Annotated in this window: 17 protein-coding genes; 14 read left to right on the top strand and 3 right to left on the bottom strand. The window is 44.1% G+C overall.

What is annotated here, in order from left to right; all coding sequences use genetic code 11:
• Nucleotides 1–20: 20 nt before the first annotated feature.
• The 7 genes from C7460_RS13070 (at nucleotide 21) to C7460_RS13100 (ending at nucleotide 13598) form a co-directional block, all read left to right on the top strand.
• The gene (locus C7460_RS13070; RefSeq protein WP_170148005.1) at nucleotides 21–1628 is read left to right on the top strand and encodes a RagB/SusD family nutrient uptake outer membrane protein; all 1608 of its coding nucleotides are present in this window, start codon (nucleotides 21–23) and stop codon (nucleotides 1626–1628) included.
• Nucleotides 1629–1677: 49 nt separating this feature from the next.
• Nucleotides 1678–3318, top strand: a complete 1641-nt coding sequence (locus C7460_RS24450) for a PKD domain-containing protein (protein WP_317127697.1) — start codon at nucleotides 1678–1680, stop codon at nucleotides 3316–3318.
• Between the two features lie 143 nt (nucleotides 3319–3461).
• Nucleotides 3462–4661: a family 16 glycosylhydrolase gene (locus C7460_RS13080; RefSeq protein ID WP_115868563.1), complete on the top strand. Its 1200-nt coding sequence runs from the start codon at nucleotides 3462–3464 to the stop codon at nucleotides 4659–4661.
• A 20-nt stretch (nucleotides 4662–4681) separates the two neighbouring features.
• A complete protein-coding gene (locus C7460_RS13085) occupies nucleotides 4682–5476 on the top strand; it encodes a glycoside hydrolase family 16 protein (RefSeq protein WP_115868564.1) in 795 nt (264 codons plus the stop codon).
• Nucleotides 5476–7752, top strand: a complete 2277-nt coding sequence (bglX, locus tag C7460_RS13090) for a beta-glucosidase BglX (RefSeq protein WP_115868565.1) — start codon at nucleotides 5476–5478, stop codon at nucleotides 7750–7752. The genes C7460_RS13085 and bglX overlap by 1 nt, the downstream gene beginning before the upstream one ends.
• Nucleotides 7753–7985: 233 nt before the next feature.
• Nucleotides 7986–10463: a tail fiber domain-containing protein gene (locus C7460_RS13095; RefSeq protein ID WP_115868566.1), complete on the top strand. Its 2478-nt coding sequence runs from the start codon at nucleotides 7986–7988 to the stop codon at nucleotides 10461–10463.
• Between the two features lie 24 nt (nucleotides 10464–10487).
• Entirely contained in the window at nucleotides 10488–13598 is a 3111-nt protein-coding gene (locus tag C7460_RS13100) for a leucine-rich repeat domain-containing protein (protein WP_170148006.1), read from the top strand.
• Nucleotides 13599–13990: 392 nt separating this feature from the next.
• Here the strand turns inward: C7460_RS13100 and C7460_RS24455 are convergent, their stop codons facing one another.
• Together C7460_RS24455 and C7460_RS24460 are read right to left on the bottom strand one after the other, a co-directional pair.
• Nucleotides 13991–14389: a DUF6503 family protein gene (locus C7460_RS24455; RefSeq protein ID WP_115868568.1), complete on the bottom strand. Its 399-nt coding sequence runs from the start codon at nucleotides 14387–14389 to the stop codon at nucleotides 13991–13993.
• A gap of 78 nt (nucleotides 14390–14467) precedes the next feature.
• Nucleotides 14468–14635: a DUF6503 family protein gene (locus C7460_RS24460; protein ID WP_170148007.1), complete on the bottom strand. Its 168-nt coding sequence runs from the start codon at nucleotides 14633–14635 to the stop codon at nucleotides 14468–14470.
• Between the two features lie 66 nt (nucleotides 14636–14701).
• Between C7460_RS24460 and C7460_RS13115 the strand changes: the two genes are divergently transcribed.
• A complete protein-coding gene (locus tag C7460_RS13115; protein ID WP_115868570.1) occupies nucleotides 14702–15361 on the top strand; it encodes a TetR/AcrR family transcriptional regulator in 660 nt (219 codons plus the stop codon).
• On the opposite strand, the gene C7460_RS13120 is transcribed toward C7460_RS13115, so the two are convergent.
• Nucleotides 15358–17442, bottom strand: coding sequence for a prolyl oligopeptidase family serine peptidase (locus C7460_RS13120; protein WP_115868571.1), 2085 nt, complete (start codon nucleotides 17440–17442; stop codon nucleotides 15358–15360). The two genes, C7460_RS13115 and C7460_RS13120, sit on opposite strands and share 4 nt — an antisense overlap.
• Before the next feature lie 87 nt (nucleotides 17443–17529).
• Here C7460_RS13120 and C7460_RS13125 point away from each other — a divergent pair, with 87 nt between their 5' ends.
• From C7460_RS13125 to C7460_RS13150, 6 genes are all read left to right on the top strand, one after another.
• Nucleotides 17530–18837 carry an ABC1 kinase family protein gene (locus tag C7460_RS13125; protein WP_115868572.1) on the top strand — a complete coding sequence of 436 codons (1308 nt, stop codon included), beginning with the start codon at nucleotides 17530–17532 and terminating at the stop codon, nucleotides 18835–18837.
• A 173-nt stretch (nucleotides 18838–19010) separates the two neighbouring features.
• Entirely contained in the window at nucleotides 19011–19571 is a 561-nt protein-coding gene (locus C7460_RS13130) for a YeeE/YedE family protein (RefSeq protein WP_115868573.1), read from the top strand.
• The gene (locus C7460_RS13135; RefSeq protein WP_115868574.1) at nucleotides 19568–19984 is read left to right on the top strand and encodes a DUF6691 family protein; all 417 of its coding nucleotides are present in this window, start codon (nucleotides 19568–19570) and stop codon (nucleotides 19982–19984) included. Before C7460_RS13130 ends, C7460_RS13135 begins: the two co-directional genes overlap by 4 nt.
• A 55-nt stretch (nucleotides 19985–20039) precedes the next feature.
• Nucleotides 20040–20969 (top strand): SDR family oxidoreductase, encoded by a 930-nt coding sequence (locus C7460_RS13140; protein WP_115868575.1) that lies wholly within the window; start codon nucleotides 20040–20042, stop codon nucleotides 20967–20969.
• Between the two features lie 3 nt (nucleotides 20970–20972).
• Nucleotides 20973–21599, top strand: a complete 627-nt coding sequence (locus tag C7460_RS13145; RefSeq protein WP_115868576.1) for a Crp/Fnr family transcriptional regulator — start codon at nucleotides 20973–20975, stop codon at nucleotides 21597–21599.
• Between the two features lie 56 nt (nucleotides 21600–21655).
• The gene (locus C7460_RS13150; protein ID WP_115868577.1) at nucleotides 21656–23368 is read left to right on the top strand and encodes a SulP family inorganic anion transporter; all 1713 of its coding nucleotides are present in this window, start codon (nucleotides 21656–21658) and stop codon (nucleotides 23366–23368) included.
• Nucleotides 23369–23449 lie beyond the last annotated feature (81 nt).

Consider the following 23449-nt stretch of genomic DNA (forward strand, 5'->3'; position numbering starts at 1 on the left):
AGACTTAAATGACATTAGATATGAAATCATTAAAACTATTAGCTGCTTCTCTGTTGCTATTCGGGGCTTGTAAACAGGACCTTGAAGTGGAGCCAGTCAATCAATATTTGTCAGAGAATTTTTATCAAACCGAAGAGCAGGTATTTGCTTCTCTCATCGCAGCGTATGACCCTATCGGATGGTCTATGGCCATGGGGCAGTGGATATCACCGGTCATGCTAGGAGAGATTCGCTCAGACAATGCGAATGCCGGAGGTGATGCTTCTAACAATGATCAACCTGCATGGCAGGAATTGGATGATTTTAGAGAAACCAATACCAACACCATTCTACAGCCGATCTATCGTAAAAATTATATTGGTATTTTTCGGGCCAACCTGGTCATACTGGAGCCAGAATTAGAATCTGCCAATATCGATCGCTATCAGGCAGAAGCAAGGTTTTTGCGCGCTTATTACCACTTTGAGCTTTTTCGCCATTTTGGCCCTGTGCCAGTAATCGACCGCTTGTTGACTCCCGATGAGGTAGGTCTGGAGCGTAGTTCCATGGATGAGCTGTTTACACTAATCAAGGATGACCTGAAAGCAGCGATAGAAGTTCTCCCTACTACGCTTTCAGAAAATGAATTAGGACGTGCGAGCCGAGGTGCTGCTCAGGCATTACTTGGTAAGGCTTATCTCTACTGGGCAGATTTAGACAATGATGATGCAGAAAAATTTGGGCTAGCAGCCCAGTACCTTCAGGATGTGGTGGATTCGCGCCAGTACCAGCTGGAAGATGATTTTGCAAACCTTTTTGCTTATGAGACCGAAAATTCACCTGAGGCTGTTTTAGAAATTCAGCATTCAAATCTTTGGCCTAGTGACTGGGGATGGTTTGAAGGTATTGAAGGAAACGGAATTATTCAGCTGTGTGGTATTAGAGGGCTATGCTCTGACTATCCGGAGTATTCCGCCGGATGGGGATTTTTACTGCCTACTGCAGATCTAAACGACCATTTTCTTAGCGATGACGATTACAGACGAGATGCTGCGATCATTTCATTGTCGGAATTAGAAGAAACTGTAACCAACGAAGGAATTGCCGGCTGTGGTGTGGTGGTAGACCTTTCAGAAAATAACCCATCGGATTACACGGGCTTTTGGCAACAAAAATATGCCAATTACAAGGAATATGAAGGAAACAACATCAATGGGGGAGATCCCAATCTCACCAAGGATGGAAATACCTACGCTATACGCTATGCGGATGTATTGTTGATGCTTGCAGAGGCTATCCATCGTAGTGGCGGGGCGGATGCCCAGGCTTTGGAATATATAAACCTGGTACGCGAACGTGCCGCCGGTCCCGGTGACAACACAGGTTCGTTTCGCACTGCACAGCAGCTAATGGCAGATACAGGTTGGAGTTTGCAGGATGTCATCTGGTATGAGCGTCGTGCCGAGCTGGCGGGCGAAGGAGATCGCTGGTATGACCTGGTACGAAGCGGAAGAGTTTCCAATGACCTGTTTGATGCCGAAAAGGCTTCCAACCTCAAGACTGAGAGTATTTGGCTGCCCATTTCGCTAGAGGAAACCAGCGTGGCTACCAAGCTCTCTACATATCCTGAAACAGAGCTATTTAATTAAGAAATACCTAAAAAACACAATAACTAAAAACAACTCGATGATGAAGAAGATGAAGAACAATTTGGTCCTGCAAGGACGAGTATTAATGAGCATACTCGTGCTTGCTTTGATGGCTTCATGCGAAACAGGTGAAGATGCTGAGCCAGAGCAGGAAGATCCCATTGCAAGCTTCCAGTTTGAAGTAAGCACGGATAATTTCCTTGAGGTTACTTTTTCGAACTTTTCAAAAAATGCCACGAGCTATGCCTGGGATTTTGGAGATGGCAATACAAGTGAGGAAGAAAGCCCTGTACATACATTTGAAACTGTCGGAACCTATGAGGTGACCCTTACAGCCAGCAATGAAGCCGGTGTAAGTGCTACCAAAACCAATACGGTAGCGATCTCAGACCCAGATGCTGAGCTTACCAAGCTGGCTGGTCTGGAATCCAAAACCTGGATACTACAGCGTGAGGGAGTTGCTCTTGGAATAGGCCCTGCAGCAGGAGATACTCAGTGGTGGAGCTTTGGTGGGGTGACCCCTCTAGGTGATCGTCCTTGCATACTGGATGATGAATATACCTTTAAGCGTGATGGTTCATTTGAGTTAAACTCAAACGGTACGCTATTTACCGATGGTACTGGTAATGGAGGTTGGAATGATTCCAATATTGACCTGTGTGGTGATGAAGCGAGTGTAGATTGGACTTCAGCCGGAGGCATTGATATGAGTGCTTATCAAAATGGTGGTGCATATACCTACACCTTTGCCGATGGTACATTGAAACTGATGGGAGATGGTGTGTATGTAGGGCTGGCCAATAAGACTAATGCTGGTGATATCGGTACACAGAGCGCACCTCAAAGTGAGCTTACTTATTCGATTGTTAAGCTTGTAGACAATGATGATGTGGATTCCTTACAAATCGCCTTGCAGGTAAATGGTGAAGCTGTATTCTGGACATTTAATCTGGTGCACTATGATGATGAATCAAAGAAACCTGCCATTCCTGCCGAAGGCCCTAAAGCATTATTTGATTTTTCCTATACAGACGGAGATCAAACGGTGACATTTACCAATTCATCTAGAAATGCTACAAGTTATACCTGGGATTTTGGAGATGGTAATACCTCTACAGATGAAAATCCTGTGCACACTTATTCAGCTGATGGAGTTTACTCCGTTACGCTTACAGCTACAGATGGTACCACAGAGTCTGTTATTACGAAAGCAATAGAACTAAACGTAACGCCAGTAACTGATTTTGTAATTGACCATGAGTCGGCTGTAACATGGGATGTGTTTGGTGGGTCAGTTGTGGAGATCGTAGCAAACCCTGATGCTTCAGGATTAAATACCAGTGCCAATGTGCTCAAGCTCACACATGGAGATCAAACCTGGGCCGGAATTGTAACACAACTTGATGGACCACTTGATTTCACTGGCAAGACGAAAATGAAGGTGAAGCTGTGGGCTCCAGCTACAGGCACACTTAAGTTTAAGTTGGAAGGCGTAGGCGGTGAGCCCAATCAGGAAATAGACCTTACTGTAGATAAGGCCAACGAGTGGGTAGAGCTAACATGGGACCTTAGCACGGACATCAATGGAAATCCGGTGGCCTCAAATGCTTACTCAAGAGTGGTATTATTCCCAGGGTGGGATACCACTACTGCTGATGTATACTACATTGATGATATTACCATGGAGTAAATAAAGCAGAAACGCTTATTTATAAAAGATCTATCAGGTTGGTCAGTACTCCTGATCAATCTGATAGATCATACCTCTACTGTTTTTCAGTATCTTATGTTAGGCCAAGTTGTGCTTAGCTCTTATCAAACGAATCACATACTATGCGTAATCTCCTGTTTCTAGTAGGGCTGCTGCTAATCACAGCGTGCCAGGAAGAAAATAACGAAACCGATCCTAACATCGAACTTACCATAACCAACCTTAGTGTAACGGAAGGAGACGAGAATGCCACCATCGCAGTAGATGTGGCACTTTCTAGTGAAGTTTCAGAAGAATTTACCATCATCTATGAAACAGAAGATGGTACTGCAGTAAAGGGAGAGGATTACATCCAAACTGGAGGTCAGATAGCATTCAGTAGTGAAGTGAAAAGACAATCCATTTTTATTGATATCATAGGTGATTCAGAAAAGGAAGAAGATGAGATCTTCACCGTAAAGTTGCTTGGCATACCAAATACCATTGGTTACGAATCGGATGAAGCCATCATTACCATAATGGATGATGATGAAGCAGCTTCGGGTTCTGGTGAATTGGTGATTCCTACTACTGGATATACCTCTCCTGAAACTTACGAAGGCTGGAAACTTGTCTGGCAGGATGAGTTTAATGGCGAAGCGCTCAATGAATCAGATTGGACTTACGAGATAGGCGATGGATGTCCGGGGCTGTGTGGCTGGGGCAACAATGAGCTTGAATACTATCGAAAGGAAAACACATCGATAGTAGACGGAAACCTGGTTATCACGGCAAAACAAGAACGATTTGGAAATCGCGGGTTTACCTCATCTCGGATTATTACAAAAAGGAAACAGTCTTTTCAATATGGTAGAATAGATATTCGTGCTGTTCTGCCGAAGGGACAGGGCCTATGGCCTGCCTTGTGGATGCTCGGAGCTAACATAGATCAGGTAGGTTGGCCTGCATGTGGTGAAATCGACATCATGGAAATGATAGGTGGCAATGGTCGCGAAAACACAGTTCATGGTACCATACACTGGTCAAATGCTGGAAGTCATGCAAACTATGGCGGTAGCAAAAAGCTTAGTACCGGAACATTAGCAGATCAATATCATGTGTATTCGATTATTTGGGATAGTAACAAAATCAGCTGGTTGCTAGATGGCGAGGTTTATCACGTAGCAGACATTACTCCTGCAGAGCTATCGGAGTTTCATGAGTCTTTCTTCCTAATCTTTAATGTAGCTGTTGGTGGTCGATGGCCAGGATCGCCTGATGCTACTACAGTATTTCCCCAGTATATGATTGTGGATTATATACGTGTCTTTCAGCAACAATAACCCTAACTGTTTAGAGAAGTATGCATTTATTCATTTATACATTTTTAGCCCTTATTTTAACCACCGACCCTTCACCATCATCTTTAGCCCTGGTTTGGTCAGATGAATTTAACACATCCGAGGTAGACCTAAGTAAATGGACGATCATAGAAGGGGATGGGTGCCCAGAGCTATGCGGTTTCGGTAATCAGGAACTTCAACATTATGCATCAGAAAACATCACTTTAGATGATGGTATACTGAAAATCACTGCTCGAAAAGAACAAAAAGGACAAAGAGCCTACAGCAGCGGAAAACTCGTAAGTAAAGGAAAGGGAGATTGGAAGTATGGCAAAGTGGTGGTGCGGGCCCGGTTGCCACAAGGCACTGGAACCTGGCCAGCCATCTGGATGCTTCCTACATTAGATCGACCATTGAATTGGCCACGTGATGGCGAAATCGACATAATGGAGCATGTGGGGTACAATCAGGGCATGGTCTATGGTACCATTCATACAGAAAAGTATAACCATGCCATCGGTACACACATTTCAGATAGTATTTATGTTCAAAACGTGCATGAGGAGTTTCACGATTATGCCGTCTTTTGGGACGAACAAATAATGATCTGGTCTGTAGACGGCACCGAATATGCGCGCATAGCAAAGGGCAACGAAGAATATGCTGGTTGGCCCTTTGATCAGGAGTACCATCTCATAATCAACCTTGCCGTAGGTGGTGCCTGGGGAGGCAAAATGGGTGTGGATGATAGCATTTGGCCTCAATCGCTAGAAATAGACTATGTGAAAGTATATCAACCTAAACTACCTGAATAATGAAAACATGGATGATGTTGGTGCTGATACTGTCAGGTATACTGGTAGAAGCTCAGAGCACTATGGATGAAAAGGACGAAAAGATTGCCAGGCAGGTACAAGAGTTGCTTGACAAAATGACGCTGGCCGAAAAGGTAGGCCAAACAAACTTATACAATGGCACCTGGGAGTTTACCGGACCGGTACCTGCGGACGACAACAGTCAGGAAAAAGCCGAATTAATCAAAAACGGTGGCGTAGGCGGCATGCTCAATGTCTTAACCGCCAAAGGAACACGTGAAGCACAGAAACTAGCTGTAGAGAATAGTAGATTGGGCATACCCTTAATTTTTGGCTACGATGTGATACATGGCTATCGTACCATGCTACCTGTACCTTTGGCGCAGGCGGCGAGTTGGGACCCTGAAGTCGCTCGCAAAGGAGCAGAAGTGGCCGCTAGGGAAGCAGCAGCTAGTGGTTTACATTGGACATTTTCTCCAATGATAGATATTAGTAGAGATGCCCGTTGGGGACGCATCATGGAGAGTGCGGGAGAAGATGCTTTTCTTACTTCGGTAATGACCAAAGCCTGGGTGGAAGGATATCAGGGAGAAGATCTGTCCGCTGTACATACCATCGCAGCATGTGCTAAGCACTTTGCAGCGTATGGTTTTGCTGAAGGCGGTCGAGATTACAATACCGTTCAAATATCTGATCAAACATTGTATAATGTGGTATTGCCTCCTTTCAAGGTGGCTGCCGATGCAGGCGTGGCTACGTTTATGAATGCCTTCAATGAACTAAACGGTGTACCGGCAAACGGAAGTGAGTTTTTGCAGCGTGACATATTGAAAGGCAAGTGGGGGTTTGACGGTTTTGTAGTGTCAGACTGGGGTTCTATAGGCGAAATGATCACGCATGGCTTTGCGGCGAACGATAAGGATGCAGCTCGTAAAGCGATGCGAGCCGGAAGTGATATGGATATGGAAGCCAGGGCTTACGAAAAGCACCTTGAAGCTCTAGTGTCATCAGGCGAGCTAGATGAGAAAATACTGGATGACGCGGTGCGTCGTATCCTTACCATCAAATTTAAGCTAGGTCTGTTTGAAGACCCTTACCGTTACTGTGATGAGCAACGTGAGTCCGAGAGCATTGGAACCACGGAGAATCTTGCAGTTGCCAGGGAGGCAGGGCGAAAGTCAATTGTTTTGTTGAAAAATGATAAGGGTTTATTGCCATTGCCGAAAGACGTAAAATCCATAGCGGTAATTGGCCAATTGGCCAACAGTAAGGACGTGCCCTTGGGTAGTTGGAGAGCTCAGGCAGTGACTAACTCTGCAGTCTCCGTGTTGGAGGGTATAGAATCAGCCGTTTCATCAGACACTGAAGTAACATTTGCTAAGGGGTATACACTGACTACAGGTCGACGTACTTTTATTCATGAGTTAACGATTGTACCTGAAGATGAGACGGGTTTTGATGAGGCCATAGCCGTGGCTAAAAGTGCTGAAGTAACTGTACTTGTACTTGGTGAGGATTGTTTCCAGACTGGAGAGGGTAGAAGTCAGACAGACATTCAGCTAAAGGGAAGTCAGCTAGCTTTGTTTCGTGAATTGATGAAAGTAAACCAGAACATCGTTGTGGTCTTGATGAATGGAAGACCATTGGCTATACCAGAGCTAGCAGCAGAGGCACCGGCATTAGTAGAGACCTGGTTTGCCGGCTCACAGGCAGGCCATTCCATCGCAGATGTGCTTTTCGGAAAATACAACCCTTCAGGTAAACTTCCTGTGTCCTTCCCGTACCATGTTGGTCAGGAGCCCCTTTATTATGATCGTAAGTCTACCGGAAGACCTCAAACCAACGCTACCGATGACGGATTGGTCTTTTGGTCTCACTATACAGATGCCCCAAATGAAGCTCTATATCCATTCGGGTATGGTTTGAGCTATGCTAATTTTGCCTATGACCAGCTGAAATTGTCAAAATCCGACAATGGAGTAACCGTTTCGGTGAGTATAACCAATACTTCTTCTTTAGACGGTATAGAAACTGTGCAGGTTTATGTTCATGATGTAGTTGCTTCATGGACTCAACCAACCAAACGACTTGTAGCCTATAAACAGGTAGAGTTAAAAGCTGGAAGTACATATACCGTAGAATTTGAGCTTACAGAGCAAGAACTGGGCTTCTATCATCAGGGATATGAGTTTTATGCCGAAGACGGCACATTTGTAGTGATGGTCGGTGGTAATTCCCGAGACGTACTCAAAAAATCAATTGACCTTTCGTTTTAGATAATGATTGAATCTATCGTATAAAAGGCCCTTCGGGGCTTTTTTTATTGAATCAGATTAGTGAACTATTGCTAATGCTGTTTACCTCATGTTTGCACTTGAAGAATTCTGCCTGCATTTCACAAAATATAAAGGTCGATTCATAAAAATCACCCTAAATAGGTAGACCACTTTTCATTATCATCTAGTACTTTTAGGATGATTTTAAGAAGAAATTAGACTATCCATTAACTATGATTAAATCTACACTGACTTCCTTTTTACTACTGGTACTGGTATTTGCCCAGGCTCAGAAGATCCCTTTTCAGGGTAAACTTGTTGAAAACAATGTGGCTGTAACGGGCACAAAAACGTTTCAATTTTCAATAGACTCTACCTGGAGTGAAACACATACTGACGTCAATGTTCAGGATGGGTTTTACGCGGTTGTTTTAGGTAGCATTAACCCACTTCCTGTTGATTTGTACCAGGGAAGGGATGAAGTAAGTCTATCGATAAATGTAGATGGGACAGCACTTTCTTCGGTCCAATTGTTCGCACCGATTAGTTCAGCAGAGGTTTCACGACGAGAATATATTGGTCCAGACGATTTGCGTGGGAGTGATACCGTGTATTATTTTCAGGTAAATGCGGATGTAAACCGCGTGCTACAGGTGGACAATCTTGGCTCAGGTTCGCGAGGAAACGCATACGGTATTAGAGCCAATTCAATAAGCCAGGCTGGTGATACTACTTTTAGAGTTGGAGTGTTTGGTAGTGCCACAGGCGATGGCTCAGGTGATCATACCGGCTTGTATGGCCAGGGCTGGGGCCAGGGCCACTTTAATAATGGTGTGGTAGGCCGTGCTGGTGGTGCTGGCAATGGAGATGTTGGTTTTGGCACTGGTTCCTACAACTCCGGTATATATGGAGCAGGGTTCAACAACGCCTGGGGTAACGTAGGGGTAACTGGTGAAGCTCTTGGTTCTACAGGCGTAGATAACGTGGGAGTATCAGGAGTTTCTAGAGTAAATGATGGCTCAGATACTATACAAAACAAAGGGATGATAGCCCGTGCAGAAGGTCCTGGCATCAACTACGGTATAATGGCAGAAGCTTTTGGAGGAAAAGAAAATTACGCCGGTATTTTTAATGGCGATGTAGACGTAAATGGTGTTTTACGTGTTAACGGTCAGCAGGTAGGAGCCTCAGACAGTATTTCAGCACGCGACATTGAAGTGACAGATGAGTTTGGTACCATGAAGGCTCACCTTAACTATTTTGGCCCTAATAAGTCTGGTAGTTTAGTGATAAACGGCGCTAATGATAGTACAAAAGTGATTTTAGGCACTGGTGGCGGAGGTTACGGTGCTTACCTCGGTATGTATGACTCTTTACGCTATTTGGGAGCAAGGCTTGGTGTGAATAACAAAGGAAGAGGAAATTTATTTACCTACAACGAGCAGCATAAAAACGTTGGCTGGATTGGTTCCAACGATGGTAATAGTGGTCTTATGCAAATCGTTGGGTATGATGATGCCGGTAACCAACTAGGGGCCATGCTTGGTTATCACCCTGGAGGTCTTCCCACGCTTATTTTGGAAAGTAACAATGGTGGTGTTGGTCCATTTGCTAATCTGATTCACCTTAATACATTCCAAAATGGTGTAGGAAACTATGTGGGAGAGATCAATTTGGGATCACAGAACCGAACCAATAACGGAGTAGGCTCTGGTATTACCATGAGCATAGATGATAACGACCTGCCATTTATTCAATTAAAAGGTGGTAATGATCTCGGCTGGGATGTCCGTGGACAATTTAAGCTAGACAGTGTTGGTTCGCTAGGTACAGCTGGCAGACTTGAGCTACTCGGGCCTGGAGGAAATGTAAACAATGATGTTCTGCAGCTTTTTAGTGTAGGCGCGTCATTTGATCCTGGAGGGCAAGATGCTGGTAGAGCTGCCGGCGAAATGTTCCTTTGGGGAGGTGAAGCTCCAAACTTCCAGTTTGGAGGTAGACAATGGGAGAACACAGATCAGGCCTACTTTACCATGTATGGAAGTCATGATGATGGAGGTGGATGGTACATGTCCAACCTCAATATGGAGGTAGTAAATCAGGGAGCTTACGAAGGAGTTTCTTTTAAGATGTTTAATACCCAAAGTGGTGGAATAGCTCAGGAAAATGTTCTGATTGAAAGTAACCTTTACGGATCTAATGGTGGAGGTATTGTACTTCGTAATCTGAGTGATAGTGTGACTATTGAATTATTAGGAGAGGGTGGTACAATAAACGCCACTACAGTTAACCAATCATCTGATCGTAGACTAAAGGAAAATATCGTTTCGCAAGAAGGAGCTTTAGCTAAAGTAAAAGAACTTCAAGGTGTTACTTATGAGTGGAAAAATGATGAGACTGACGCTCAAAACATTGGCTTCATCGCTCAGGAGGTAGAAAAAGTATATCCTGAAGTGGTAACTACTCGTCAAGATGGATTCAAGGCAGTAAACTACGCCGTGTTGGTCTCTGCACTGGTAGAAGCCATCAAGGAGCTCGATGCGAAAGTAGCTGACTTAAAGACGGAGAATGCAGACCTAAAGGCGGCACTTAATGAAAGTGCATCTCAGGATGATTTGAGTGAACTCAAAGCGGAAATTGAATCCATCAAAAAACTGCTTTCGCTCTCTGTAGAGCAAAACAAAACGACCACTGTAGGTCAAACAAAATAATTGGTGATTGTGAGGATGTCTTATATGAAACGACTATTAACACTCATCATAGCTATAGGCATTTGCCGTTTGGGTTACGCTCAAACTGAAAATGCAGCGAGCGCCCAATCCATCGGGGGAGCAGCGGTTACCGGAGGTAACTTCTCCTCTCACGTAGTGGTTGGCGAGCAAGGCCCTAGTGGTCAGGTAGCTTCGGCTGGAGGATTGAAAATGTATACTGGTTTTATGCCGGCAGCATTCATGACTACCGAAGCAGATACCACTGCGGTAAATGAACAGGACAAGGCAGCTTTGGTGGCTATTTACCAAGCTACCGGAGGTGATACCGCCTGGATCAAGAAAGAAGGGTGGTTGTCAGGTTCTCCGAGGTTTTGGACTGGTGTATCTATCAGTGAAGGCGGGCGTGTGGTTGGACTGGAACTACCGAACAATAACCTCGTAGGAAGTCTTCCCGGAGAGCTTACAAGTCTTGATTCTCTGGAGTTTTTGCGCCTGGGCAATAACATGCTTTCTGGTGATTTGCCAGATAGCATTGATAAGTTAACTGTGCTCAACGACCTTGTTCTCAAAAACAATCAGCTGGACGGCTCGATTCCACCAACTATAGTCTCCTTGACTGGCCTGGTGAGAATTGATCTTTCTGGAAACCAGATGATTGGTGAAATTCCCGAAGGGATGTCAGTGTTGACAGAGTTGAGAGATTTCCAAATTCAGGACAACCAATTCATTGGCTTTTTCCCTCAGGAGGTGGCTCAAATTTCTACTTTAGAGCGACTTGATCTTTCTGGGAATCAGTTTGAAGGAGATCTGCCAGCTTTGGACTTAGAAGCATCCGCGTTGGCTGTGCTTGATATCAGTAGCAATTTCTTCGGAGGTACACTTCCAGAAACGTGGGGCAAAGCGCCTTCACTCAAAGAATTTAGACTGGATAGCAACGAATTTGAAGGAGAGATTCCTGTAGAATGGTCAGGACTTACATCACTGCAGTTGCTGGATTTGAGTGCCAACTCACTTTCGGGTAGCTTAGGCACGGTTTCGAGCCTTCCTGAATTACACGCACTGAATGCACGTGGAAACAGATTTACCGCTCTTGGAGAATCCATAGGAAGTCGTATGCAGCAGTTGATGGCTACCTATAATTACCTCGATTTTGGAGACTTTGAAGCAAACAATTCTCTGATTCAGGAAAATGTAATTCGTGTAAACCCACAGGATTCCTTATTTGATCCGGTAGATTCTCTGCACGAGGTAGGAAGTCCTATTGAGATTATTTATGCTGTGAGTGGAGACTTTAATACTTACAGATGGTATAAAGATGGAGAGTTAGTAGCAGACCAAAACTCTAATTCCATCTTGATTAACAGTCCGGACTTTCAACATCAAGGAACTTATGTGTTGGAAATAAGGAATGAACTCTACCCAGACATTAAACTGTATACTTCGGGTTTTACACTTAAGCTTTCATCTTTAGAGCGAGACAAAGAAGCACTACTGGCATTTTTGGGTGCCTTGACTGAAAAGTTTACTCCAGAAAACTGGTCCGAGAGCAATGAGCTGACGAGTGATTGGGAGGGAGTAACAGTAGAGAACAACCGGGTGACACGTCTGGAACTCCCGGGCACTGCTGAGAAGCAATTCATAGGTAATGTTTCGCCAAGGTTTAGAGAGCTAAACGGAATTCAGGTGCTGGACTTGAGTAATCACCAGTTACGATCATTTCCTGATGTCTCTAAGTGGGAAGGACTCACGAGTCTTAATATCAGTGGGAATAGACTGTCATTCCAGCACATCATTCCGAATGTAAATATTGATGGAATCACGTACAGCCCACAGAGACGTTGGCATGTTACGCTCAATGACACCTTGCAGGCTGGAGCAGATTACCTTGTCACAGTCCCAGATCTGGGCAAAGGCACAGAGTATCAATGGAATTTTGGTCCATTGGTTCCTGGTAGGCCGTTCAACAATGATGTAAGCCCAATAGAAGGAGCGAACAGTAGACGCTATCAAATCGAAGGGTTGGACTATGACCAGCAAGGCACCTACCGTGTAGATGCTACGCACCCGCTAGTGCCCGGTCTAACTATCACCAGTCGTAACCGAAACCTTTGGGCAAGTACGGATTTGTTTGGAACAGTTTATTCAGATGAAACTCAGTCCTTGCTTACTGCCGGTACGGTAGCTATTTACCGGGTTACAGAGCCTCCCTTTTACCTGGAAGATACTGTCTCTGTCGATGGTTTTGGACAGTACAAATTCGAAGATTTAGTATTGGGTGATTTCATTCTTTTGGTAAGGCCTGATCGGGAGGTTTATCCTCTTAGTAAAGCGGCAGGAGCTACGAATATCGTTCAGACTTATTACATAAAGAGTGAGTTCGACACGGCAGCAGTTAAGCTGATTGTCCGCGACCGTATTGAAAATGTTAATATTGAGATGGTCAACTATACTGTCCCTACACCTCAGTCAAATGGTGCGACTTTCAATGGAGTTTTGGAAGAAGAATTGCCCGCAGATTCTGTAGGTGATGAGGAGTCGAATGGTCGTATTTTGGCCCGTAGGAAAGTTAAACGTGCTGGTTGTTCCATGCGCAGGTTTGTAAGAAGAGGACGTATGGACCAGGAAGAGGGGACTTATGAACTCTATGCTTACGTTGAATCTGATGATGAGGGAAGGTTTCAATTCGAAGATGTAGAGGATGGTCAATATAAGTTGAACATTGAGTACCCCGGTGTGCCTTTGGATGAAGATGCGGCTATCTATTTCGAAGTAGGTGGTGATAAAGAAAATCAGCTTTTCGAAATTAGCGCTGTAGTTACTGAAGAAGGAATACAGGTAGAATCTAATGAGGTGCTGTACAGCTTAAAACCTTATATCAAAGAGGTAAGGCTATACCCTAATCCTACTGACGGTCAGCTGGGAATCGACTACCTCGTGTATAGAAAGCTGGATAATCTGAAAATCGAACTGATGGATATCCGAGGAACCAAACTGGTAGAAATGGAAATTCCTCATGCTATGGATTATCATCATGCTGAGTTAGATCTCACAGAATACGAGTCAGGAATTTATTTTGTAAACTTTACAGATGGGGCCAGATCGTTCCGGCACCAGATAAAAGTAAGTCGTAAGTAATTATTAGTTGTTTCAACGCATCAAGTCGCCTCTATTCAAACTGGAGGCGACTTTTTGTTTTTAAGGGACAAATCAAGAAAAGTGCTTGTGGAAATGAAAGTTGAATAAAATAGAACCTCAATTCGCTGGTCAAAAATGCCTGCCTTGTGTCCTGAAATTGCTCGAAAAAACAAATTTTTTAAGAAAACGAGGCGATTTTGATTTTTAATGAAAATATTATGTGCTGAAAATCAGTGTTTTATGAAATTAAATTTCGGTCAAAATGAAAAATACCATATTTATGGTATTGACCTTGGTAAATGGCCACTTTACCTTAGTAAAACATTTCACAGAATACTTCTGTATCTGTTCACCGCTGGTTAAGAGCCTCCCTAAGACGTAGGGGGGCTTTTTTATTTGATTGCTGTGAGAATGTCTTTGCCGAGGTAGTCGTTGCCTGGCAATTGGTACCAGGCGCGCGTCTTAGGAAACTTGATGCCACTAGTCACATGCTCACCCTCTAGTAGTATGATTTCACCACCTGGTTTTTCACTAAACATGAATTGATAAGCATTTAGTGAGTAATCACTTTTGCGGAAGTAAAAGGTCCAAACATCTTTTGCATATGGTACAGTTATTCCAAAAACATCTTCATCATTTACTACCGTGTCTTTCACCTGGGCCACGATGTTGGTGCCAGGGTCTTTTAGCTTCATGGGGAGCCCCCACAGGTAGAGGTAAAAGTTACGGATGGTAGCCACACGATCGCAAGGTGTGGTACCCTCTACCACAAAACAGGAATCTTCATACATGCCATGCTCGTTTGCTCCCCGGGTAAAAATGAAATAGCCTTTTTCATTTTCCAGTCCAAATGTGGTTTGTCTGATGACTCATTCATTCCTATGCTCATCTAAATGAAAGGTTCCTGAAAATGAAGGCCATCTATTTTCAGGATCGTGATAAGCAATAGCCTTGTTTAAGATCTCTGCAGCGGTCATTTGAGCGTGAGAAGCAGACCAAGTAACGAATAGCAAAAGCAAAGTGATGAGATGTTTCATACTGTATAGATAAAAAAAGATTTGCCCCGAGCCAACCATTTATCATCACATGCGGTTTACAATCGTATGGAAAAAGCAACCACCAAAAGAACAAAAAAGGCTATCAGTAAGGATCAGTTTAAAAAAGCATATATGGAGCATGTACTGATGCATGGTGTGAATCCTGCGTCCGTCTTTGCCTTTGCTAAAGGACTGAAAACCACAGAAGCTGAATTTTATCAATATTTCAATAGCTTCAAGGCCATGGAGCTATCCATCTGGTCTGATTGGCTAGAAGATACCCTCAAAGTATTAGAATCTGATGAAGCTTATGCCAACTACACGGTAAGAGAAAAGCTCCTGGCTTTTTATTTCACTTGGCTGGAGGCATTGAAAGACAACAGAAGTTTTGTTTTGAAGCGATTTGACGAGCTGGACAAACGAGAGCTAAACCCGCCATTTCTCTCTGGGCTTCGTTCGGCGTTCGAAGCATATGTCAATGGGCTCATCGCCGAGGGGAAAGATACCTCTGAGGTAGCTGAGCGTCCTTTTACCAATCAATATCAAAAAGCATTTTGGTTGCACTTTCTCTTTATTACGCGGTTTTGGGCCAATGACGATAGTGATGAATTTGCCAAAACGGACGCAGCGGTAGAAAAATCAGTAAATCTGGCATTTGATCTGGTAGGCAAAGGGCCACTAGACTCTATGCTTGATTTCGGCAAGTTTCTTTTTCAAAACCGCTAATCGAACAGATGCTCTTCAAAAAAAGCTGAGAATAAGGCATAGTCATATAAACGATCTATTCGAGACTGCTCGCCTTGATGGCCTGCTTGCGATCGGGTATATAGCAGTACAGGGTTTTTCTGTTGAGGTAGGTTTTGCAGAGCAGCCGCAAATTTGTAAGCGTGTAGCGGGGGCACTCGATCGTCATTGTCACCTGTAGTGATTAGTACTGGTGGGTGGTTCACTGGTTTCAGGTTGTGATATGGTGAGTAGGCTAGGAGGTTTTGAAAGTCTAGCGAGTCTGAAACGGTGCCAAATTCATCCACATGTTTGGTGCCTACAGTGAACTGTTCGAACCGGATCATGTCCAATACGGCGACATTCAGTAGCGCTGCCCCAAAAAGCTCAGGACGCTGAGTGAGTGCTGCCCCGGCCACCAGACCCCCATGTGAGGAGCCAGTTATGCCTATTTTGTCCGGGCGGGTATATCCTTTATCGATGAAGTGCTCTGCGGCACTGATAAAGTCATCAAATCCTTTTTGTTTATGGTGTAGGATGCCTGATTTCCACCACTGTGGTCCCAGCTCCCCACCACCACGTATGTTTACAAAGGCAAAGACCCCTCCAGACTCTACAAAGTGAATTACTTTAGGATCATAGTAGGGAGTAGATATCGCCCCAAATCCACCATAAGCCTTGAGTAGAAAAGGGGTGTTTCCAGATTGCTTGAGTTGGTTTTTGAACACCAAAAAGACAGGAACCTGAACTCCATCTTTAGAGGTAATATATTCCTGACTAAAACGAAACTCATCAAAATTGAAATTGACACCTGTAGACTCTACCACTTTGTATTCGTAACTGTCCAGATCTAGCAGGCAAGTAGTAGGCGGGATGGTGAACGATTGCATAGTGAATGAAAGCCCGTTTTTATTAGGCTGAAAAGTTAGGTTGTCTATAGTGACGCCAGCTGGCAGTTTCACTTCTTTGAGGATCTGGCCGTGCCTATCGATAATCGTCAGAAATGGAGTGCTTAATGCCTGGTAAGAAAGGGCTATGGTTTGGTCCATAAACTCATGATCTGTGAGTACCGCGCCCTCATAGGTAGGTGAAATGGGATGAATGTCCGACGGGGCTGATTTGTTGATTTTAATAATCTGCCTTCTGTCTTTTAAGATCCCATAGAAATAAAAATGATTGTCATGGTAGTCGATAAACGAAAGGTCGAAGTTTACCTTATAGAAAAGTGGACGAAAAGCCGCAATAGACTCGGAGGGATCAAAGTAGAGCATGGTGTTTTTGCTCGTAAAGTCATTTGATACCCGCAGAAAGTACATGGTCTCTTCCGTATTGCTTTGCAGCCATAACTCATCACGGGGGTTCGAGGATTGAAATACCAGAGAGTCTTCCTCGCCATGTATAGTATGGTAGAAAAGCTTTGGGTGTTCATTTATATCGGTAATGCCATTAAAAGGATATTTTTTGTAGAAGAACCCATTGTCATACCAGTTGATGTCCGAAAACTTCACCCCCGTAATCACGTCTTTAGGGTGGTTGGCATCTAAAGTGGATGCAATGCGGATTTCACCCCAATCACTGCCATTTCTACTGTACTGATAGGCCAGATACTTGTCGTCCTTGCTGGGTTGGAAGTTTTGAAAAGTAATAACGTCTTTTGAAGAAATTTGTCTTGGAGCTACAAGCAGACGGTAGTCATTGAAGCTATTGGTTTTATGATAGATCGCAGGAGTGCCAAACTCGTCATTATAAAATAGCCGGTAGTAAGAGTTGCTACCTGGGTTGTGGCTAAGTTCACGGCTACTGTTCCTCATCTCGGTGGCCATGAAGCGATTCATCTTGTTGATGGTGTTGTGCCGGTTTCTATACTTTTTTAGCTGCTTACTGCTAAGTTCGTTTTGGGCAGCTACCCAGGCCTGCACCTCTTCGGAAGTAATGTTTTCTAGCCAACGATAAGGATCCTGAACGACTACCTCATGCAGTGTATCAGCATTATTGACAGTTTTTGTGCCTGGGTATTTCAGGTTTTGAGCTCCAGATTGGAGTGCCACGAGTAAGGATATGATTAACAATTGAAATCGATACATCTTCAACACATTAATAGCGGAAAATTATTTGAATTTTGTCAACCTTTTGTTGTTACACGCTGTTTCTCCTTCAACTAATGCAAGAACATGAAAGAACAGTCTAAAATTCCGGTAGGAAAGGTGTCGCGCGCAGCAAGGTTTGTGAAGACCGGAGCCAAAGTAGGGGGAAACTATTTGAAGCATTACGGTAGAAAGCTTCGGAACCCTGAAACAGACAGGGTGCAGCTGGACAAAGAAAATGCAGAAGATATATATGATTCACTGAGTGAGCTAAAAGGCAGTGCGTTGAAAGTGGCACAAATGCTCGCCATGGATAAAAACCTGTTACCTACAGCATATCAGGATAAGTTTGCAATGAGCCAGTACAGTGCCCCTCCACTTTCATTTCCTTTAGTGGTCAAAACATTCAAAACAAGTTTTGGTAAAGGACCTCTGGATATGTTTGATTCTTTTACGAAAGCAGCGGTAAATGCGGCATCAATAGGTCAGGTGCATCGCGCCGAAAAGGACGGTAAAGTCTATGCGGTGAAAATACAATATCCAGGCGTTTCCGAAAGTGTACAGTCGGACCTGAAGCTCGTAAAACCTTTTGCTCTGAGGTTGTTTGGTCTCAACGAACGCGAGCTAGACCAATACATGGACGAAGTAGAAAGTAAATTGCTGGAAGAAACTGACTACAATCTGGAAGTGCGTCGCTCGATGAAGATAGGAAAAGCATGCGCGCACATTCCCAATTTGATTTTTCCAGAATATTACCCTGAAATGTCTGCTGACCGTGTGATTACTATGGACTGGGTAGATGGGAAGCACATCAAGGAGTTTTTAGCTTCAAACCCTTCACAGGAATTTCGCAATCAGATCGGGCAGGCCATTTGGGATTTTTACCACCACCAGATACATAACTTGCGAGAAGTTCACGCTGACCCGCATCCGGGTAATTTTTTGATGCGAGAAGATGGTACGTTGGGAATCATCGATTTTGGTTGTGTAAAAGAAATTCCGGAAAGCTTTTATGATGCTTACTTCCGGCTGATGAGCAAAGACCTGGTAGCTGATAATGAGGCGTTGATGCCAATCCTTTATGGACTCAACTTTATCTATGAAGATGATAGCGAAGCAGAATTGGAGCTGTATATTGGTGTTTTTAAAGAACTTACCGGGTTACTGGGTAGACCGTTCCATACAGATACTTTCGATTTTGCAGATGATGCTTATTTCAACGAAATCTATGCTTTAAGTGAAAAGCTAGGTAATATGAAAGAACTGCGAAACTCAAAGCATGCGCGTGGTTCCAGGCATGGTCTTTATATAAACCGCACGTATTTTGGTCTGTATCAGTTGCTAAACATGCTAGGTGCAAAAGTGACAACAACTAAGCCCGACTGGTTGCGCTAATCAGTATGTGACTGCTCATATTCGTGTACTTTTCACCCTGAATCTCACTGACATGCCTATATACAGCTGGTAATCTTTTTGTCAGGGATATGTGTAACATTAGTGACAATGAACCCTTATGAATCGGGCTAGCTTTGCTGTATTCTTTTTATTAATGTATTAAACTCTAGTTCATGACAAACTGGTTGACAGATCCATGGCCCTGGTATGTAGCAGGTCCGTTGATTACACTTACCATGGTATTGCTTTTTCTATTTGGGAAAACCTTCGGCGTTTCCTCTACTCTGCGCACTATCTGCTCTATTGGAGGAGCTGGTAAATGGAGTGACTTTTTTAAGTTCGATTGGCGATCTGCCGTTTGGAACTTGTTTTTTGTTGCGGGAGCCGCTATCGGTGGCTACATCGCATCTACTTATATGACTAGTGGTGAAGCAATCGCTTTGAGTGAGGCCACCACTCAGTCACTAAAACAAGTAGGAATCAAAAACCCTGGAGCAGAATTCGTGCCTTCAGAGATATTTCAGTGGGCAAATCTGGCTACCTGGCAGGGATTGCTCTTCATGGTAGTAGGAGGATTCTTAGTTGGTTTTGGTACTCGTTATGCAGGAGGCTGTACCTCAGGCCATGCCATCACGGGTCTTAGCAATTTACAACTGCCTTCGCTTATAGCGGTAGTTGGTTTTTTTATCGGAGGCCTCATTGTTACACATTTTATTTTCCCATTCGTGTTATGAATAAATTGAAATTTCTTATTGCCGGTATTTTGTTTGGTATCATTCTTACAAAATCTGAAGTGATCTCCTGGTTTCGTATTTACGAGATGTTTAGGTTTGAATCCTTTCATATGTATGGCGTGATTGGCTCTGCTGTAGGTTTGGGTATTGTGGCCGTTCAGATCATTAAGAGACTTCAGATCAAAGACTTTTCAGGAAAACCGATTGTAATTCCAGATAAACAAATGCGATTCTGGCCTTCCTTGCTGGGTGGTACTATTTTTGGATTGGGTTGGGCTCTTACCGGAGCATGCCCGGGGCCTATTTATACCATTATCGGAAATGGATTTCTTGTATTCATTGTGGTGCTGGCTTCCGCGGTTATCGGTACACTTACCTATGGACTGGTGATGGATAAACTGCCGCAGAAATAGGTCTGCGCATACAGCCAAAATTAGTTATCTTTCGTTTTCTAACCCCACTTGAAACATGACATATACCCAGGGAATGCTACGCGACGATGCGTTAAAAGGAAAAACGATACTGGTAACTGGAGGTGGTACTGGTCTAGGTAAGTCTATGGCCACCTATTTTTCAACTTTAGGAGCCAACCTGGTCATTACCAGTAGGAAGCTCGAAGTATTAGAAGCTACCGCTGAAGAGATATCAGGTGTAAGCGGAAACCCCGTACTTCCACTGGCCTGTGATGTGAGAGATTATGAGCAGGTAGAGCGTACTATCGATGAATCCATCAAACACTTCGGGAGTGTAGATGTACTGCTCAACAATGCCGCAGGAAATTTCATTAGCCCTACCGAAAGGCTTTCTCACAGGGCATTCGATACAGTGGTAGATATTGTGCTGAAAGGCTCCTACAACTTTACCCTTGCTATGGGTAAAAAATGGATCGATGAAAAACGGGCGGGCAATATCTTGAGTATAGTGACTACATATGCCTGGACAGGGTCTGGCTATGTAGTACCTTCGGCATGTGCCAAATCCGGGGTGCTCGCCATGACCCGTTCACTAGCCGTGGAGTGGGCAAAATACGGCATCAGGTCCAATGCCATAGCTCCTGGGCCATTTCCTACCAAAGGAGCCTGGGATCGATTATTGCCCGGGGATCTAAAGAAAAAGTTTGACCCAGCACATAAGGTGCCAGTAGGCAGGGTAGGCGAACATCAGGAGCTGGCCAACCTTGCGGCCTATTTAGTCTCAGATTACTCAGCATATGTCAATGGAGAAGTGATTACCATAGACGGTGGAGAGTGGTTAAAAGGTGCCGGAGAGTTTAATCAGCTAGACCAAATACCCGAAGAACTTTGGGATGCTATGGAGATGAGTAGAAAAGGTGGGTCTAAATTGAAAATGATGTGGGCTTATCTTGCGGGCATGCGAAAACTCAAATTCAGAAAATAGTGCATGGATAATCTTGAGGAAATTTTAGAAGGCAATGGGTTTGAGAAAGAACTGGTCGCAGAAATAAAGAATATAGGACGGTCTAAACGTGTATCAAGTGGTGGGGTAGTAGTGAGTGCAGACCTGGGGTCAGAAGAGATTCCTTTGGTCTTGTCGGGGCTACTAAAACTTCTGCGAAAAGATGACCAGGGCAACGAACTGTTTCTCTACCATCTCCAAAGTGGAGAAACTTGCGCCATGTCTATTACATGCTGTCTGGAAGGCAAGACTCAAGACATTACCGTAGTTGCAGAGGAAGATTCGCAACTGTGGATGATTCCTATGCACACTGTAGATCGCTGGATTCAGCGGTATAAATCGTTCAGGAAATTTGTTTTTCGGTCCTATCAGGAACGCTTCGATGAGCTGCTCGGGGCCTTAGACGGTATTGCCTTCTTAAAAATGGACGAGCGCCTCATGAAGTATTTGTTAGACCTAAAGCAAGCATCTGGCAGTTTCGTGATCAAGAAGACCCATCAGGAAATAGCCAAAGAGCTAAACACCTCCAGAGTGGTGGTGTCCAGGCTATTGAAGCAGTTGGAACGAGATGATAAAATCGAACAACACCGTAATAGAATAGAGATATTGTAACACAGCGTAACTTATGTTACGCTATCCCCCTGGCCTGCACCCTACATTTGCCAGACATGAAGTATTTAAAACAACTTTTTCCCATACTCCAATGGATGCCTCACTACCAGCGCAAATGGCTCTACGGTGACCTAAGTGCTGGGCTTACTGTAGGAGTTATGTTGGTGCCTCAGGGGATGGCTTATGCCATGATTGCGGGACTACCGCCTGTATATGGACTCTACGCTGCTTTGGTGCCGCAGCTAATATATGCGTTGATGGGAACATCACGGCAACTGAGTGTGGCACCTGTGGCAATGGACTCCTTACTCGTGGCAGCGGGTGTATCCGTATTGGCTACTCAGGGAACCGCTGAATACATTACATTTTCCTTGTTGCTGGCCTTTTTTGTTGGCTTTTTTCAAATTTTGCTGGGCAGTGCACGCTTGGGGTTCATTACCAACCTTTTGGCACGACCTGTCATAAGTGGTTTTACATCGGCCGCCGCATTTATCATCGGTATCAACCAACTGAAATACTTTCTTGGGGTAGACCTGGAAAGGAGTAGTCAGCTAGTTACAGTACTATGGGATGCCATCAAAAGCCTACCGGAGATTCACTGGCTTACATTCTTTATTGGCTTACTTGCTATACTCATCATTAAGGCTCTAAAAGTAGTCAATGGTAAGATCCCAGGTGCTCTGGTAGTGGTAGTTGTAGGTATTGTTGCTGTCTACCTTAGTGGGTGGTCAGACCAGGGTGTACGGATAGTAGGGGAAATACCAGGTGGATTACCGCAGTTTACCCTGCCAAATCTGGATCTGAGTGTCTTTATGTCTCTGGCTCCATTAGCTGGTACCATCGCATTGGTGGCATTTATGGAGGCATATTCTGTGGCAAAGGCTATAGAGGCCAGGAGAAGAAATTATGATGTAAAGCCTAATCAGGAATTACTTGCCATTGGTAGTGCCAATCTGGTGGGCGCGCTCTTTCAAAGCTACCCTGTGACCGGTGGTTTTTCCAGGTCAGCTGTAAACGACCAGGCAGGCGCCCACACGCAGTTGTCTTCAGTGATTTCGGCCATGTTGGTGGCATTGGTGCTGCTATTTCTCACTCCTTTGTTTTATTACCTACCTCAGGCTGTATTGGCAGCTATCATCATGGTGGCAGTGGCCAAATTAGTGGATGTTAAATATGCAATCAACCTGTTTAAAACCAATCGGTCAGAATTTGTATTGTTGCTAATCACATTCCTGGCTACGCTTCAGTTTGGCATGGTGGAGGGTATTGTTTCGGGAGTGGTATTGTCTATCCTTATGATGCTCTATCGGATCGCGTATCCACACATAGCAGTTTTAGGTAGGCTGCAGGGATACTTCGAATTTAGAAATATCCGTCGGTTTTCAGACTTAGAAACCTGGCCAGAATTACTGCTTGTTCGTGTAGATGCGCCTATGATTTTTGTAAATGTGCAATACATACGTGACTTTGTGTTGAAGGAGTTGGAAAAGCGCCCTACAGTACAAACCATAATATTAGATGCCAATGCTATTAGTCATGTAGACGCTACAGCCCTGGAAGCATTAATGCAGCTTCGAAATACCTTGCATGAGCGAGGTATTAGATTGATGTACGCCGAGTTGGTAGGCCCGGTTAGAGACATGCTTCATAAAAGCGGATTGATAGCAGATATAAAGGAGGATGTGTTTCTAGATATGAATGAGGCCGTAAACTATATTGTTAATAAAGAGCCACCCCAGCACGGGAAAGAAGCCCTACAGTCCAACTAGAATGTAACAGTAGTTACGTTTTATCGAAACAGAAATTCGTTTCTTTGTATAAGACATTAACCAGAAATAAAATATACAGTA

The sequence above is a fragment of the Marinoscillum furvescens DSM 4134 genome (genome assembly GCF_003386095.1).
In the GTDB taxonomy this organism is placed as follows: domain Bacteria; phylum Bacteroidota; class Bacteroidia; order Cytophagales; family Cyclobacteriaceae; genus Marinoscillum; species Marinoscillum furvescens.

Bases quoted from the DNA above. Each gene is read 5' to 3' on its own strand.
- C7460_RS13070 (WP_170148005.1), top strand. From the start codon at position 21: ATGAAATCATTAAAACTATTAGCTGCTTCTCTGTTGCTATTCGGGGCT.
- C7460_RS24450 (WP_317127697.1), top strand. From the start codon at position 1,678: ATGAAGAACAATTTGGTCCTGCAAGGACGAGTATTAATGAGCATACTC.
- C7460_RS13080 (WP_115868563.1), top strand. From the start codon at position 3,462: ATGCGTAATCTCCTGTTTCTAGTAGGGCTGCTGCTAATCACAGCGTGC.
- C7460_RS13085 (WP_115868564.1), top strand. From the start codon at position 4,682: ATGCATTTATTCATTTATACATTTTTAGCCCTTATTTTAACCACCGAC.
- bglX (WP_115868565.1), top strand. From the start codon at position 5,476: ATGAAAACATGGATGATGTTGGTGCTGATACTGTCAGGTATACTGGTA.
- C7460_RS13095 (WP_115868566.1), top strand. From the start codon at position 7,986: ATGATTAAATCTACACTGACTTCCTTTTTACTACTGGTACTGGTATTT.
- C7460_RS13100 (WP_170148006.1), top strand. From the start codon at position 10,488: ATGAAACGACTATTAACACTCATCATAGCTATAGGCATTTGCCGTTTG.
- C7460_RS24455 (WP_115868568.1), bottom strand. From the start codon at position 14,389: ATGTATGAAGATTCCTGTTTTGTGGTAGAGGGTACCACACCTTGCGAT.
- C7460_RS24460 (WP_170148007.1), bottom strand. From the start codon at position 14,635: ATGAAACATCTCATCACTTTGCTTTTGCTATTCGTTACTTGGTCTGCT.
- C7460_RS13115 (WP_115868570.1), top strand. From the start codon at position 14,702: ATGGAAAAAGCAACCACCAAAAGAACAAAAAAGGCTATCAGTAAGGAT.
- C7460_RS13120 (WP_115868571.1), bottom strand. From the start codon at position 17,442: ATGTATCGATTTCAATTGTTAATCATATCCTTACTCGTGGCACTCCAA.
- C7460_RS13125 (WP_115868572.1), top strand. From the start codon at position 17,530: ATGAAAGAACAGTCTAAAATTCCGGTAGGAAAGGTGTCGCGCGCAGCA.
- C7460_RS13130 (WP_115868573.1), top strand. From the start codon at position 19,011: ATGACAAACTGGTTGACAGATCCATGGCCCTGGTATGTAGCAGGTCCG.
- C7460_RS13135 (WP_115868574.1), top strand. From the start codon at position 19,568: ATGAATAAATTGAAATTTCTTATTGCCGGTATTTTGTTTGGTATCATT.
- C7460_RS13140 (WP_115868575.1), top strand. From the start codon at position 20,040: ATGACATATACCCAGGGAATGCTACGCGACGATGCGTTAAAAGGAAAA.
- C7460_RS13145 (WP_115868576.1), top strand. From the start codon at position 20,973: ATGGATAATCTTGAGGAAATTTTAGAAGGCAATGGGTTTGAGAAAGAA.
- C7460_RS13150 (WP_115868577.1), top strand. From the start codon at position 21,656: ATGAAGTATTTAAAACAACTTTTTCCCATACTCCAATGGATGCCTCAC.